The sequence below is a fragment of the Streptomyces sp. DSM 106670 genome (assembly GCF_055792845.1).
Genome location: NZ_CM147704.1, coordinates 5,020,963 through 5,034,987, shown reverse-complemented (window position 1 = coordinate 5,034,987; position 14,025 = coordinate 5,020,963). Strand labels below are relative to the sequence as shown.

The window sequence follows — 14,025 nt, the reverse complement described above, 5'->3', positions numbered from 1 at the left end:
GTCCGGTCCCTCACGGGATCAGGCCCGGGCCTCGTCGTATGCCTCGCGCGCCGTCCGCACCGCGTTCACCTGCCGTTCGGTCCAGCGGGCGAGCGCCCACACCTGTTCGGCCGCCTCGATGCCCATCGGGGTGAGCGTGTAGTCCACCCGCGGCGGGATCACCGGCTTCGCGTCCCGGTGGACGAAGCCGTCGCGCTCCAGCGTCTGGAGGGTCTGGGCCAGCATCTTCTCGCTGACGCCGCCCACCGCGCGGCGCAGTTCGCTGAAGCGGTGCGAGCGCTCCAGCAGCGCCGCCAGGACGAGTACGCCCCAGCGGCTCGTCACGTGCTCCAGGATCAGCCGGGACGGGCACATGCGCTGGTTGACGTCCGGACGACGTGATGTGGCTGCGTCTGCACTTACTCCCATACCCGTACCTTACTTCAAAGTGGGTACTTTCTTACAGTTAGCGCTGTGCGTAGGGTGGCAACGACCGAAGGGCGGAACCGCCCGGCCCACCTCTGCATCGGAGAACCCCCCATGAGCATCGTTGTCACCGGAGCCACCGGCGCACTCGGCCGTCTCGTCGTCGACACCCTGCTGACCACCGTTCCGGCCGACGAGGTCGTCGCGGTCGTGCGCGACAAGGAGAAGGCCGCCGCGCTCGCCGCCCGGGGCGTGGAGCTGCGCATCGCGGACTACAGCCGCCCCGAGACGCTGGCCGGAGCCTTCCGGTCCGGCGACCGAGTGCTGCTGATCTCCGGCAGCGAGGTGGGCCGGCGGGTGGCGCAGCACGCGGCGGTCATCGACGCGGCGAAGGCGGCGGGCGTCGCCCAGCTCGCGTACACCGGCATCCTCGGCGGCCCGGACGCGGACTTCACACTGGCCGACGAGCACCGGGCCACCGAGCAGCTGATCCTCGACTCCGGACTGCCGTACACCTTCCTGCGCAACGGCTGGTACACCGAGAACTACACCGCCAACCTGGCCCCGGTCCTGGCGCACCACGCGGTCGTCGCCAACGCGGGCGAGGGGCGCATCGCCTCCGCCTCCCGCGCCGACTACGCCGCCGCCGCGGCCGCCGTACTGACCGGCGACGGCCACCTGAACACCGCCTACGAGCTGAGCGGCGACACCGCGTGGTCGCTCGCCGAGTACGCCGCGCTGCTGTCCGAGCTGACCGGCGAGGAGATCGCGTACAAGAACGTCCCGGCCGCCGCGCACCAGGAGGTCCTGGTCGGCGCGGGACTGCCCGAGGGCTTCGCGGCGATCCTCGTCGACGTGGACGAGGCGATCGGGCGCGGCCGGCTCGCGGGGACGAGCGGCGACCTCGCCCGGCTCATCGGCCGCCCGACAACGCCGCTCGCCGAGACCGTACGCGCCGCCCTGTCCGCCGCCTGAGCCCCGACGCACCCCGGCCGCGCCTCCGCACGCCCCGCCCGCACCCAGCACTGTCATGAGTGTTTCCGTGAGACGGCTATGACACGACGCTCTTCCGGCGCTACCGTCGTGCCGTCGGCGGTCGCGCCGGCGCGGGTGGGCCGGGAGGGCACGTGAAGGGGAAGAACGAACAGCGGGCAGGCTTGCTGTACGGAGTCGGCGCCTACGGGATGTGGGGCCTGGTCCCCCTCTTCTGGCCGCTGCTGAGGCCGTCCGGGGCGATCGAGATCCTCGCCCACCGGATGGTCTGGTCGCTCGGCGTCGTCGCCGTCGCCCTGCTGGTCGTACGCCGCTGGGCCTGGATCGCCGAACTGGCCCGCGATCCGCGCAAGCTGGGTCTCATATCGGTCGCGGCGGCGACCATCACCGTCAACTGGGGCCTCTACATCTGGGCCGTGAACAACGGCCAGGTCGTCGAGGCCTCGCTCGGCTACTTCATCAATCCGCTGGTCACCATCGCCATGGGCGTCCTGCTGCTGGGCGAGCGGCTGCGGCCGGTCCAGTGGGTCGCGGTCGCCACCGGTCTGGCCGCCGTGCTCGTGCTGGCGATCGGCTACGGCAGGCCGCCGTGGATCTCGCTGACGCTGGCCTTCTCCTTCGCCACGTACGGCCTGGTGAAGAAGAAGGTGAACATGGGCGGCCTGGAGTCCCTGGCCGCCGAGACCGCCGTGCTGTTCGTGCCCGCGCTCGGCTTCCTGCTCTGGCTGACCGCGACCGGCGAGTCGACGTTCACGTACGGGGGCGCGGGGCACGGGTTCCTGCTCGCGGCGACGGGCATCGTCACCGCGGTCCCGCTGATCTGCTTCGGCGCGGCGGCGATCCGGGTGCCGCTGTCCACGCTGGGGCTGCTCCAGTATCTGGCCCCGGTCTTCCAGTTCGGCCTGGGCGTCCTCTACTTCCACGAGTCGATGCCGCCCGAGCGGTGGGCCGGGTTCGCCCTGGTCTGGCTGGCGCTGTCGCTGCTGACCTGGGACGCGCTGCGGACCGCTCGCCGCAACCGGGCGCTGGCGGCGGAGCTGCTGGCGACGGCGGCCGCCGCCCCGGCGACCGCGACGCCGACGATCGCGACCCCGCCCCCGACCACGACGCCGACGACCACAACCCCGGCGACCACGGCCCCGGACCCCGCACAACAAAAGATTACCTAGTTGCTTTTCTAACTCGGTTACGTTTCTCTGGTCCTGGACGACCCGAAGTGTGACCGAAGGAGAGCCGTGGACACGGGCATGGGCATGGGTATGGGCATGGGCATGACCGACGTACTCGTCGTGGGAGCTGGACCCACCGGGCTGGTGCTGGCCTGCGATCTGGCCCGGCGCGGTGTCGCCGTACGGATCGTGGACCGGTCCCCCGCGCCGCCGCGCACCTCGCGCGCCAAGGGCCCCAACCCCCGGTCGCTGGAGATCCTGGACGATCTCGGGGTGGCCGAGGAGGTGCTCGCCGCCGGTTCGGCGCCGCTGCCGATGCTCAAGTACCGCGACCGCCTCCCGGTCGCGGAGGCCGATCCGTGGGCGGACTCCGCCCCGGCCCCGGGCGCGCACTACGACCGGGGGTGGCTGATCGCCCAGTGGCGGCTGGAGGGCATCCTCCGCGACCGGCTGGCCGCTCACGGCGTCCACGTCGAGCTGGGCCGCGAGGTCGTGGGGCTGGCGGAGGGGGCCGACGGGCGGCGGGTGGACGTGACGTTCGCGGAGGGCCGGACGGAACGCGCGCGGTACGTCGTCGGCTGCGACGGCGCCCACAGCTCCGTACGGAAACTGCTCGGGATCGGGTTCGACGGCACCACCGACGAGGACCAGGTGATGGTCTGCGGCGATGTCGACCTGGCCGAGGGCGCCCTGGACCGTGCCCGCTGGCACCAGTGGTTCGACGAGGACGGCGCGGTGATGCTCTGCCCGATCCCCGGTACGCGGACGGGCTGGTGGTTCCAGGCCGGGCCGGAGCGGGACGGGCGGGGGCGGCCGCTCGCGCCCGACGCCGACGGGTTCCGCCGGCTGCTCGCCCACCACACCGCGCTGTCCGGCGAGGACCTGACGCGGGCCGAGCTGCTGTCGACGTACCGGGTCAATGCGCGGATGGCGGACCGGTTCCGGGCGGGGCGGGTCTTCCTCGCGGGCGACGCGGCGCATGTGCACGCCATCGCGGGCGGCCTCGGGATGAACACCGGCATCCAGGACGCGTTCAACCTGGGCTGGAAGCTGGGCCTGGTGCTCGCCGGTCACACGGACGCGAGGCTGCTGGACAGCTATGAGGAGGAGCGGCTTCCGGTGGCCGCCCGGACCCTGGACCTCACATCGGAGCGGCTGCGGGCCACGCTGGAGGCGATCCGCCGGCCCGGCGGCGGCCTGGACGCGGCGATCACCTCGGACACCACCGGCCTGGGCGTCGGCTACCGCTGGAGCTCCTTGGCCGCCGCCCGCACCGACACGTCGCAGGCGGAGGACGGCGCCCCGCACGCCGGGGACCGCGCGCCGGACGCCCCCTGCACCGATGCCGCGACCGGAGCCCGTACCCGGCTGCACCGCGTTCTCGCGGGGCCCGGCACGACCGTGCTCGGCTTCGGCCCCGGCGGCGCGGCGGTCCTGCGCGAGGTGGCGGCCGCGTACGGCGAGGCCGGGGTGCGGACCTGCCGGGTGTACGCGGCGCACGAGGAGCGGGCCGAAGCGGAACCGGGCGCGGTGGTCGACGACGCGGGCCACGCGGCCGCCGCGTACGGAACGGGAACCTCCGGCGAGACGGGCGCGGGCACCGTCGTGGTCGTCCGGCCCGACCACCATGTGGGCGTGTACGCACCGGCGGACGATGCCGATGCCGTACGGGAGTATCTGCGCCGGCTCCACGGAACGGGCGCGTCCGCGGGCCGTCCCGAAGGCACGCGCACGGACCGGACACCGGACCGGTCACCGGACCAGTCACCGGACCGGCCCACGGACGGGTCACCCGGCATGGTGGACGCCGTGCGGTAAAGGCTGATTGAGTGCCCGGATGGGGACTGTGCTGGGGGCCATGAGGAACGTGCGGTGGCACGAGCTGCAGCACGCGTACGGCTCCGCGTCCCAGGTTCCCGGCGTGCTGTCGCGGATCGCCTGGGGGGACGCGCCGACCTCGGACGAGGCCCTGAGCGATCTGGAACGGTGGATCGGCACCCCGCCCGTCTTCGACTCGACGGCGGCGACGGTGCCGTTCCTCTGGGAGCTGGCGGCGACGGACACGGTCCGGGACCGGGCGGGCGTCCTGGACCTGCTCGCCACGATCCTGGCCGCCGGAAACGCGGAGCACCCGGCGTGGACCCGCGCGGCGCACGACGCGGTGGCGGCGGGCCGCGCCACGGCCGCCCGCCTGGCCGCCGCACCTGAAGCACCGGATGTGCCGGGCGCACCGGAAGCGCCGGGCTCAGCGGACACACCCGGCGCGCAAGCCGTACGCACGGCCGCCGCGCGCCTGCTCGCCGCGATCGACCGGCACCAATACCTGGCCTGCCCGGCCTGCCCCGCCCCTCCCCCGCGCGAGGCGTAAGAGCCTCACTCGTCGGCGGCGGTGAGCCGGGCGCGGTGGGCCCGGACCTTGGCGCGGTTGCCGCAGCGCTCCATCGAGCACCAGCGGCGCTTGCCGGGGCGTGAGGTGTCGACGAACAGCAGGCGGCAGTCGTGCGCGCCGCAGGTACGGATCCGGTGGGCGTGCGCCCCGGTGAACAGGTCGACCGCATCACGGGCGACGGTGGACAGCAGCCCGGTCCCGGTACTCCCCGGAGCCCAGGCCCGGCCGCCGTCCGCGGTCAGCCGGGCCGTCAGCGGCGGGTGCGCCGCCGCGTCGTTGAGGGTGGCGAGGTCGTCCGGGCCGGGCGGCGCACCGCGCACGTGCCCCTCCGTCAGCCGCCAGAGCGCATCGCGCAGAGCACGCGCGTCCGCCACCTCGGCCCTGGTCACCGCAAGCCCGTGGCCCACTCCGGCAGCGAGCCCGTCGGGCAGCCGGCTCTCCTCCGCCCAGCGCACCAGATCGGCCGGTTCGCGCAGCACCTCGAAGTACGCCAGCGGGCCCGGGCCGCCGGTCGGCAGCAGCTCCAGACACAGCGCGCCCGGATCGAACCGGAACGAACTGCCGTCCGGATGCCGCAGCAGCAACCCCGGCGCGTCCGTTGCCTTTTCACTCATGTAACCACTATAAACGGTTTCCATGACGCAGACACCGCCACAGGCACAGACACCGCCACAGGCACAGGCACAGACAGAGCCCCAGCCCCGGCCACAGCCCCTATCCTGGAAGCTCGTGATCGACAGCGCCGACCCGCACGCGCAGGCCGGATTCTGGGCGCAGGCCCTGGGCTACCTGATCGAGGACAACAGCCCGCTCGTCGAGCGGCTGCTCGCGGCCGGAGCCGTGCCCGAGGCCATCACGACCCACGCCCACGGCCGCCGCGCCTGGCTCGACCTCGCGGCGGCCCGGCATCCCGACGACCCGTACGACGAGGTCAGCGGTACGGGTCAGGGGCGGCGGCTGCTGTTCCAGCGGGTGCCGGAGCCGAAGACGGTCAAGAACCGCCTCCACATCGATGTGCACTCCGCGCCGGGGCAGCGCGACGCGGAGGCGGACCGGCTGGTGGGACTGGGCGCGCGGGTGCTGCGTACGGTCGACGAGCAGGGCGGGAGCTGGATCGTCATGACGGACCCCGAGGACAACGAGTTCTGCCTGAACTGACCCCGCCACCACCGAGCGACCACGACGAGCGTCACCACCGAGCAGCCACGACGACAGGCTTCAGGGCCGCAGCCCGCGCAGCAGCAGCTCCACCAGCCGGCGCGGGTCGTAGCGCGGATCGTCGTCCCGCCCGACGCAGAGGTTCCCGACGCCCCGCATCAGCTCGTACGGCTCGATGCCGGGCCGGGCCTCTCCCGCCGCGACCGCCGCGTCGAGCAACTGCCCGCAGACGGGCACCAGCCGGTCGAGGAAGTAGGCGTGCAGCGCCTCGAAGCCGCCGCTGTCGGAGCGCAGCGCGTCGGCGAGCCCGTGCTTCGTGACCAGGAAGTCGACGAAGAGGTCCACCCACTTCTCCAGCGCGACGAACGGCGACTCCTCCTCGGCCAGCAGCGCCGGGCCCGCCTCGGCGCAGGCCTCGACCTGGTGGCGGTAGACGGCCACCACCAGGTCCGCCCGGGTCGGGAAGTGCCGGTAGATCGTGCCCATGCCGACGCCGGCCTTCTTGGCGATCTCGCGGATCGGCGCGTCGACCCCGGAGGCCACGAAGACCTCGGAGGCGGCGGCGAGCAGCGTCTGCTGATTGCGTACCGCGTCGGCCCTCCTGGGTCGGGCCGACGCCCCTGCGGCTTCATCGGCGGCAGCCACCGCACACCCCTTTCCTCGCCCGTTCCGCCGGCACCGCACAGCGAGCCGTTGACAAAGCGGAACAGTGCTCCGTATCGTAAATGGAACAACGCTCCGCTTCACTTTAGCCGAAGCCGGACGCTTCCACCTCCCCTGCCCCGTCCCCGTTCGGACCCGTGGCAGGGACCCCCGGGAAGGAACTCTCTCCCCCATGAGCACGCCGACACCCCGCACCACCCATGCCTTCGGGCCCGCCTCCCCCGTCCTGTCCGTCGCCCCGGTGACGCTGCCCGCCCCCGACCGGGCCGTGGACCTCCAGGTCCGCGTCTCCGTACCCCTGACCGGAGAGGGCAGGCTTCCGGTCATCCTGCTCTCGCACGGCCAGGGCTTCTCCAACAACCTCTCCTCGCTCAACGGCTACGCACCGCTCGTCAGCTTCTGGGCGGCGCACGGGTTCGCCGTGATCCAGCCGACCCACCTCAGCTCGACGACGCTGAAGCTGCCGGCCGACACCCCCGGCGCGCCCATGCACTGGCGCTCCCGGGCCGAGGACATCTCGCGCCTCATCGACCGGCTCGACGAGATCGAGGCGGCGGTGCCCGGCCTCGCCGGCCGCCTGGACCGGGACCGGATCGCCGTCGCCGGACACTCCATGGGCGGCCACACCGCGAGCCTCCTGCTGGGCGCGCGCCTCACCGATCCGGACGACGGTACGGAGGTGGACCTGGCCGATTCCCGGATCGGCGCGGGCGTCCTGCTGGCCGGGCCCGGCCGGGGCGGCGACGCCCTCGTACCGGCCATGGCCGAGATGCTGCCCTTCCTGACCACCACGGACTTCTCCCGGATGGCGACACCCACGCTCGTGGTCAACGGCGAGAAGGACGGATCCACCCATCTGACGGTCCGGGGCCCGGCCTGGCACACCGACCCCTACACCCTCTCCCCCGGCCCCAAGACCCTGCTCACCCTCTTCGGCGCGGAGCACGGACTCGGCGGGATCTCCGGATACGACGTCGCCGAGACGACCGACGAGAGCCCGGCGCGGGTGGCCGCGCTCGCGCGTCTCAGCTGGGCCTATCTGCGCAGCCGGCTGTACGCGGACGACACCGACTGGCAGACGGCCCGCGAGGCGCTGACGTCGGGCCCGGACGCGTTCGGCCGGGTCGAGTCGAAGGAGGGATGAGGACGGGGCGACGGTACGAGGTGCAGCTCGCCGCGCAGGGCGGCGGGCAGCACCTCGTACCGGGGCCGGGCCTCGACCTCACCCCTGCCCGCAGCTGCCGCAGACGCCCCGGCGGCGCAGGTAGTACAGAAAGGTGGCGGCGCCGAGCGCGGCGCCCCACACCACCCAGAGGATCGCGGGCCCCGTGATCCCCCACGAGGCGGCCTCGAAGCCGCGCACCGCCATCAGGCCGCCCGGAATGAGCACCACCGCGACGAACCCGGCCGGCACGACGGCGGTCGCCGGATGGATCGTCCGCCCCTTCCTCCACCACACCCAACGGGGCCACACCTCGCCCCACCTGGCGATCAGCCCGTGCATCAGCAGGCTGCCCAGGGTCGACACCACGCCCAGCCCGAGCCCGATCTCCAGCATGTTCGGCGTGTCCCGCATCTCCTTCAGGAACGCGTCGGTGATGCCGAGCGGCACGTCGAAATACCAGGCGATACGGGTGATGTCGTACGGGAGGGTCGAGAGCACGGCCACCCAGACCGCCCGACGCCCCCAGGTCCGCAGCCTGACGGGGTCACTCCGCCGTCCCGATCCGTGCGGGGCCCGGCCGCAGTGGACGCACCGCCCGCCGGTGCGCCGCTGGTACGCGAGCGTCGCGGCGACCCACAGCAGCCCGCCGATGAAGACGATCATCAGGTTCCCGCGGTGCCAGTACAGGATGTCGCCCATGTCCTGCGGCCCCGGCACCCCGGTGAAGACGAACACGAGCAGCACCGGCGAGAAGGCCAGCAGGCCGAGCAGCGAGTAGTCGGGGATCAGGAGGGTCAGGGCGATTCCGGCCACCCACCCGTAGCCGAGCAGGGCCGTGCGGACCCGGCCGGTGCCGAGCTTCCGCACCATCAGCAGTCCGGCGACCACACCGAGGGCGCAGAACACGGCCAGCACCGGGGCGACCGCCTCGGCCCGGCTCGGCTCCAGGATCGACCCCGACGAACGGTCCTCGTCGACCCGCCGAAAGGGGTAACCGCCGCCGCCCAGGGCCCAGTACAGCGCCGCCGTCCCGTAGAGTGCGGACCACGCGACCGCCAGATACCCGGCCAGGTCCGGCCACCGGGACCACCAGCGGCGACGCCGTGGCCCGGAGTCCGGGGCGGCCCTTCCCGAGGCCTCGGCGGACGTCTCGGTGACGGTGTCGGACATGACGAACTCCCCCTGGTCTTGCGGCATCTGCATCCGCATCTGCCGTCGGAAGACCAAGGCTGTCGCGCGGGGCCCCCTGCGTACATCTGCCGATCGGCAGATATCCCGAGACCTGTCCGGCGGCCTCTCTCTCGGACCACGGCGAGGCCGGTTGCCTGGTGGCGGGAACACCAGGGTCAACGCACTCCCCGGTGTTTCGGTGAGGCGCTGCCAGGCTGATGCCATGAACCGACGCACGACATTGATCACCGGGGCCACGCAGGGGCTGGGCCGCGGCATCGCATTCGACCTGGCCGCCCGTGGCCAGACCGTCCTGTTGCACGGCCGCGACCGGGCCCGGCTGGACGCCGTCGCGGCCGAGGTGCGGGCTGCCGCGCCGGATGCGACCGTACGCACGTATCTCGCCGATCTTGCCGACCTCGACCAGATACACGCGCTCGCGGCGCGGATCCGTGAGGCCGAACCGCGGCTCGACGCTCTGGTGAACAACGCCGTCGTCGGCGGCGGCCCCGATCCGCACGTGCGGCAGCTCAGCCGGCAGGGCCACGAACTGCGCTTCGCGGTCAACCACCTCGCCCCCTACGCACTCGCCCGCGGCCTGCTGCCGCTGCTGACCGACTCGGCTCCGGCCCGCGTGGTAAACATCGCTTCGATCGGGCAGGAGGCCATCGACTTCGACGACGTCATGCTGGAGCTGGGCTATGAAGGGCTGCGCGCCTACTGCAGGAGCAAACTCGCCCTGATCATGGCCACCTTCGAGCTGGCCGCAGAACTGGACGGCACCGGCGTCACCGTCAACGCGCTTCATCCCGCCCACCTGATGGACACCGGCGGGGTCCGTGCCTACGGCCTGACCCCTGCGACCACGGTCGACGAAGGCGTACGGCCGACGGTGCGGCTGCTCCTCCATCCGGATCTGGAGACGACCACCGGCCGCTACTTCGACCAGTTCACCGATGCCCGGGCCCATGAGCAGGCGTACGACACCGGGGCCCGGCAGCGGCTGATGGCGCTGACCAGGACCCTCTGCACGCCGGACAGGCCCTAGGAGGAGGCCCCGCCGCCCTCCCGGTCGCGCCGTACGTCCTCCCGGATCCGCTCCGCCATCAGATCGGCGAGCGGATCCGTGACGTCCCAGGAGTGCGCGGCCGGGTGCCGGTCGTACAGCACGCAGGCTTCGCCGTCCTTGACGGACAGCCGGTGGATGACGGCCGGGCACGGCAGCAGTTCCTTGAACCGGAACTTCCGGCGTCCGTCGCCCTCGCTCCAGAACATCCACAGGTCACGCCCGCCGGAAGCCGACACCGACGGGAGCTGGGCCGCGTGTTCGACCCCCTCCTCGTGCTCGCCGAGCTCGCACAGCAGGAACTCGTCCAGTTCGGGGGCTTCCGTCGCCTCGCCGGGCTCATCCTCCAGGCCCATGAGCGCGACCCGCGCGCCCATCTCGGGGAGTTCGGTGAAGGCGGTGCACTGCAACATGGCGCTCATCCTTGCCGGTGAGAAGGGGAGGGGGTACGGGCGGCGGCGACCAGCGGGCGCATGACGAGCCCGTACCAGGCCGTGGCGTCCCGGGCGACGAACTCGTACGGCAGCCCGTCCGCGAGCCGCCCCAGCGCGTAGTCGTGCTCACGGAAACTGATTACCCAGGAACGGAGTTCGGCCGGTGCGTCGCGCCGGCCGGCCGCGCCGACCGGGTACAGCGCCCGGCCCGGAACCCACGGGGCGTACGGGTCCGGATCGAGCGCGTCCGCGAAGCGCCGGGCCTGCCGCCGCAGCCAGCGCAGCGCCAGCCGCCGCGTCGGTACGAGGACCCCGCCGAGCCGGACGGACCGCGCCGCGTCGCCGCCATGACTCTCGGCGACGTACCAAGTGGCGTGCCGCTGCCGGGTGTTCACAGGACCTCACCCCGGCTGCGGGCGTTGAGCCGGGCGGTCCTGGCCCGAAGCTGCTCTATGAGGAGCGCGGGCCGGACCCGGCGCGGCTCGGCCTCCCACTCGACCCCGCCACCCACGGGCCGCAGCGACCAGCGGGCGCCGGCGACCCCACGGAACTCGCCCACACGGTCACCGTGCCCGGCGTCCACCATGAGCGCGCCGAGGGCCGGGAGTTCGGGAGGCTGCTGCGCATTCGGGCAAACGTTCTCGCCGTACACCTATCGCTCCTCTCTGTAGCCGTATGACTACCGGGGCGATTCAGCGTGACCTACCGTGAGGAGCCATTCAACTTGCCTATTCGGCACGGAAGATCGGGGCGGGGTCCGTGAACGTCAAGGAACTGAACCCGGAAAGCTCCGCGCAGGCGGCCTACGGTGCACGTCTGCGCGAGTTACGGGAGAAGCGGGGCTGGACGCAGGAGGAGCTGGGCAGCCACAACGGCTACTCCAGCACGCACATCTCGTCCGTGGAAACTGGTCGCAAACTCGCGACCTTGCGCTTTTCGCGTAGTACGGACCGGGCGCTGGGCCTCACCGGAACCGAGGCGTCGTTCGAGCGCGAGCTGAGCCAGATCAAGCACGGCAGTCTGCTGGAGGGCTTCCCGGAGTTCCTCAACTACGAGCGCCGGGCGGCGGAGATCCGGCTGTACGAGGTCGGCGTCATCCCGGGGCTGCTCCAGACCCCGGAGTACGCGACGGTCCTGGCGGACAGCGTCATCAGGCGGCAGGTGATCACCGCGGACCAGGCCCAGGAGCGGGTCGCTCTGGTCGCGGAACGCCAGGCGGCCCTGGTCCGGGAGAAGCCGCCGCTGGTCTTCGCGCTGCTGGACGAGAGCTGCCTCCTCCGGCCGGTCGGCGGGCCGGAGGTCATGAAGGCGCAGATGGACCGCCTCATCGAGTTCGCCGAGCAGCCCAACACCGTGATCCAGGTGGTGCCGTTCACCATGGGAGAGCACCGCCCGTTCAGCCTGCCGCTCTACATCCTGACCCTGCCGGACCGCTCGCTCATGTCGTACGCGAAGTCGGCGCAACAGGGCTATCTGGAGCGCGAAAGTGGCTCGGTGGTGCAGCATCTGACGGCCTACCATCAGATGCAGGCCTTGGCCCCCTCCCAGGCCGCGTCCGTAGACATGTTCAGGCAGTTGCGAAAGGGCACCCCGTGACAACCGAGACCCCCCGTTGGTTCACGTCCTCCTACAGCGAAAACGGCGGCGCGTGCGTCGAGGTCGCCACCAACCTCGCCGCCCCGCACGGCATCGTCCCCGTCCGCGACTCCAAGAACCCGACCGGCCCGGCCCTCACCATCCCCGCCACCGCGTTCACCACCTTCGTGGCGGGCGTCCGCGCCGGAGACTTCGGCACCGCCTGAGCCACGCGAGCCGACAGAACAACAGCCCCACCGTGCAGGCACGGTGGGGCTTGCTGGTGCCCGAGCAGCGAGCAGCGTCCCGGTTTCCCGTTCCGGAAACCAGAAGGTCTTGCTCCCGGCTCCGCAGACCGGAACGATCGGGAGAAACATCACCACCGGCCATGGGCTGACGATTCCGGCCCACGAAACCCTCGTCGAGATCACCATGGAACTGATCCGCAAAGCGTCCGGAGAGCAGCCAAGTGCCTAAGACTTTGGGAGACATGTTCGACGACTTCACGCACGAGGCGTTCCGGCTGGAAACGCTCGACGATTACGGCCGGTCAGGCAACGCGGATGCTTACCGGCTGTTCCTCGACGCGCAGCCGAAGCCTCAGGGCTACAACTCCGACTGGCTCGACGAGGTACGCAAGCATGTCGACGCCGGACGGAGGATGTACCGCGTGCACGTGGTATCACGCCCGCTCACGCCCTATCTGCGGTACGAACTGGGCTGGGGCTACACGACGAACATGACGGCCGGGGAAGAGTTCTTCATCCTGGACGTGACCGATCGAGAGCACCCCATGCCGGAAGCGCCGGACTTCTGGCTATTCGATGAGCAGGTCGCCGGGGTCATGGAATACGACGGCGAAGGCCGTTTCCTGGGTTCCGAACTCGTCGAGGGCGATCAGGTCTCCGGGCTCCTGGCGTACAGGGACACCGCCATGGCCCAGGCCGTGCCGTTCTCCGACTGGTGGGCGAAGTACGGCGAGTGAACAGGTCCGACCTCGGAGCAGCACTGCGGGAACTGCGGGAGTCTTCCGGTATGGAAGCCAAAGCGGTTGCCCGTGGCGCTGCCATGTCCCGGTCCAAGCTCTCCAAGATCGAGACCGGGAACGTCATACCGAGCATCACGGACGTCGACTGCATCCTTTCGGCCGTAGGCGTATCGGATGACGTCAAGGGGCAGTACATGGAGGCCGCGAGAGCGGCCGGCACGGAGGTCACGGCCTGGCGGCTCGTGCGCCGCCTGGGCTACAGCCGCAAGCAGCAGCAGGTCCAGGCCCTGGAGTCCCGGACAGCCTTGCTACGCCTGTTTCAGCCCTCGCTCGTTCCCGGACTGCTCCAGACTCCCGAGTACGCACGCGCCGTATTCGCTCGCAAGAACCTCCCGGCCATACAGCTGGAGCGCACCATCGGCGCCAGGCTGGCACGACAATCCGCCCTGTACGCGGAGGGAAAGGAATTCCGTTTCATCGTCACCGAGCCTGTTCTTCGCTGGCGGATTCTCCCTCCCCTTCCGATGGCGGTACAGATCGACCGGATGATTTCGACCTCCCGCCTGCCCTCCGTCGACATCCGCGTCGTACCGCTTTCCGTCCCTCAACACGATTTCCCCGGACACTCCTTTTCCATCAAGGACACCCGGACGGTGACCGTCGAGTTGGTTCACGCAGAGACCGTGGTGACGGACCCGAGGGATGTTTCTCAGTACATCGACAAGTTCGACGGGTTCGGCAGATCCGCCCTTTCCGGTGACGACATGCGCGCTCGGCTCGAAAGCATCCGGGACGAGTTTTTGCGCGAGCAGGAAACCGGCTAGGACCCGAGTCCTCATTCGGAGACCAT

General features: G+C 71.4%; 18 protein-coding genes. 11 read left to right on the top strand and 7 right to left on the bottom strand.

Features of this window, described 5'->3' with window-relative positions; translation table 11 throughout:
• Positions 1-18: 18 nt before the first annotated feature.
• A complete protein-coding gene (locus ACSMXR_RS22335; protein ID WP_473169776.1) occupies positions 19-408 on the bottom strand; it encodes a winged helix-turn-helix transcriptional regulator in 390 nt (129 codons plus the stop codon).
• 111 nt (positions 409-519) lie between these two features.
• Between ACSMXR_RS22335 and ACSMXR_RS22330 the strand changes: the two genes are divergently transcribed.
• The 4 genes from ACSMXR_RS22330 (at position 520) to ACSMXR_RS22315 (ending at position 4,935) form a co-directional block, all read left to right on the top strand.
• Positions 520-1,380 carry an SDR family oxidoreductase gene (locus ACSMXR_RS22330; protein WP_473169775.1) on the top strand — a complete coding sequence of 287 codons (861 nt, stop codon included), beginning with the start codon at positions 520-522 and terminating at the stop codon, positions 1,378-1,380.
• 152 nt (positions 1,381-1,532) lie between these two features.
• Entirely contained in the window at positions 1,533-2,567 is a 1,035-nt protein-coding gene (rarD, locus tag ACSMXR_RS22325) for an EamA family transporter RarD (protein WP_473169774.1), read from the top strand.
• 96 nt (positions 2,568-2,663) lie between these two features.
• On the top strand, positions 2,664-4,385 hold the full coding sequence (locus ACSMXR_RS22320; RefSeq protein ID WP_473172430.1) for an FAD-dependent monooxygenase: 1,722 nt from the start codon (positions 2,664-2,666) through the stop codon (positions 4,383-4,385).
• Positions 4,386-4,404: 19 nt separating this feature from the next.
• Positions 4,405-4,935, top strand: coding sequence for a hypothetical protein (locus ACSMXR_RS22315; protein ID WP_473169773.1), 531 nt, complete (start codon positions 4,405-4,407; stop codon positions 4,933-4,935).
• A 5-nt stretch (positions 4,936-4,940) separates the two neighbouring features.
• On the opposite strand, the gene ACSMXR_RS22310 is transcribed toward ACSMXR_RS22315, so the two are convergent.
• Positions 4,941-5,570 (bottom strand): CGNR zinc finger domain-containing protein, encoded by a 630-nt coding sequence (locus ACSMXR_RS22310; protein WP_473169772.1) that lies wholly within the window; start codon positions 5,568-5,570, stop codon positions 4,941-4,943.
• Positions 5,571-5,685: 115 nt separating this feature from the next.
• Between ACSMXR_RS22310 and ACSMXR_RS22305 the strand changes: the two genes are divergently transcribed.
• Positions 5,686-6,114, top strand: coding sequence for a VOC family protein (locus ACSMXR_RS22305; protein WP_473169771.1), 429 nt, complete (start codon positions 5,686-5,688; stop codon positions 6,112-6,114).
• Between the two features lie 60 nt (positions 6,115-6,174).
• Here ACSMXR_RS22305 and ACSMXR_RS22300 read toward each other — a convergent pair whose 3' ends face one another.
• Positions 6,175-6,759, bottom strand: coding sequence for a TetR/AcrR family transcriptional regulator (locus tag ACSMXR_RS22300; RefSeq protein WP_137232505.1), 585 nt, complete (start codon positions 6,757-6,759; stop codon positions 6,175-6,177).
• 190 nt (positions 6,760-6,949) lie between these two features.
• On the opposite strand from ACSMXR_RS22300, the gene ACSMXR_RS22295 reads away from it, so the two are divergent.
• Positions 6,950-7,921 (top strand): alpha/beta hydrolase family protein, encoded by a 972-nt coding sequence (locus tag ACSMXR_RS22295; RefSeq protein WP_473169770.1) that lies wholly within the window; start codon positions 6,950-6,952, stop codon positions 7,919-7,921.
• A 78-nt stretch (positions 7,922-7,999) separates the two neighbouring features.
• Here the strand turns inward: ACSMXR_RS22295 and ACSMXR_RS22290 are convergent, their stop codons facing one another.
• Positions 8,000-9,112 carry an NYN domain-containing protein gene (locus ACSMXR_RS22290; protein WP_473169769.1) on the bottom strand — a complete coding sequence of 371 codons (1,113 nt, stop codon included), beginning with the start codon at positions 9,110-9,112 and terminating at the stop codon, positions 8,000-8,002.
• A 223-nt stretch (positions 9,113-9,335) separates the two neighbouring features.
• Between ACSMXR_RS22290 and ACSMXR_RS22285 the strand changes: the two genes are divergently transcribed.
• Entirely contained in the window at positions 9,336-10,160 is an 825-nt protein-coding gene (locus ACSMXR_RS22285; protein ID WP_473169768.1) for an SDR family NAD(P)-dependent oxidoreductase, read from the top strand.
• On the opposite strand, the gene ACSMXR_RS22280 is transcribed toward ACSMXR_RS22285, so the two are convergent.
• From ACSMXR_RS22280 to ACSMXR_RS22270, 3 genes are read right to left on the bottom strand one after another with little or no spacing between them, the layout of a single operon-like run.
• On the bottom strand, positions 10,157-10,591 hold the full coding sequence (locus ACSMXR_RS22280; RefSeq protein WP_473169767.1) for a hypothetical protein: 435 nt from the start codon (positions 10,589-10,591) through the stop codon (positions 10,157-10,159). The two genes, ACSMXR_RS22285 and ACSMXR_RS22280, sit on opposite strands and share 4 nt — an antisense overlap.
• 5 nt (positions 10,592-10,596) lie before the next feature.
• Positions 10,597-11,007, bottom strand: coding sequence for a hypothetical protein (locus ACSMXR_RS22275; RefSeq protein WP_473169766.1), 411 nt, complete (start codon positions 11,005-11,007; stop codon positions 10,597-10,599).
• The gene (locus tag ACSMXR_RS22270) at positions 11,004-11,264 is read right to left on the bottom strand and encodes a hypothetical protein (protein WP_473169765.1); all 261 of its coding nucleotides are present in this window, start codon (positions 11,262-11,264) and stop codon (positions 11,004-11,006) included. The genes ACSMXR_RS22275 and ACSMXR_RS22270 overlap by 4 nt, the downstream gene beginning before the upstream one ends.
• Before the next feature lie 107 nt (positions 11,265-11,371).
• Here ACSMXR_RS22270 and ACSMXR_RS22265 point away from each other — a divergent pair, with 107 nt between their 5' ends.
• The 4 genes from ACSMXR_RS22265 to ACSMXR_RS22250 all read left to right on the top strand — a co-directional run bounded on the left by ACSMXR_RS22265 (position 11,372) and on the right by ACSMXR_RS22250 (position 13,999).
• Positions 11,372-12,208, top strand: coding sequence for a helix-turn-helix domain-containing protein (locus ACSMXR_RS22265; protein ID WP_473169764.1), 837 nt, complete (start codon positions 11,372-11,374; stop codon positions 12,206-12,208).
• Positions 12,205-12,414 (top strand): DUF397 domain-containing protein, encoded by a 210-nt coding sequence (locus tag ACSMXR_RS22260; protein WP_364888391.1) that lies wholly within the window; start codon positions 12,205-12,207, stop codon positions 12,412-12,414. Before ACSMXR_RS22265 ends, ACSMXR_RS22260 begins: the two co-directional genes overlap by 4 nt.
• 263 nt (positions 12,415-12,677) lie before the next feature.
• Positions 12,678-13,172: a DUF6879 family protein gene (locus tag ACSMXR_RS22255; protein ID WP_473169763.1), complete on the top strand. Its 495-nt coding sequence runs from the start codon at positions 12,678-12,680 to the stop codon at positions 13,170-13,172.
• A complete protein-coding gene (locus ACSMXR_RS22250) occupies positions 13,169-13,999 on the top strand; it encodes a helix-turn-helix domain-containing protein (protein ID WP_473169762.1) in 831 nt (276 codons plus the stop codon). Before ACSMXR_RS22255 ends, ACSMXR_RS22250 begins: the two co-directional genes overlap by 4 nt.
• Positions 14,000-14,025: the final 26 nt, after the last annotated feature.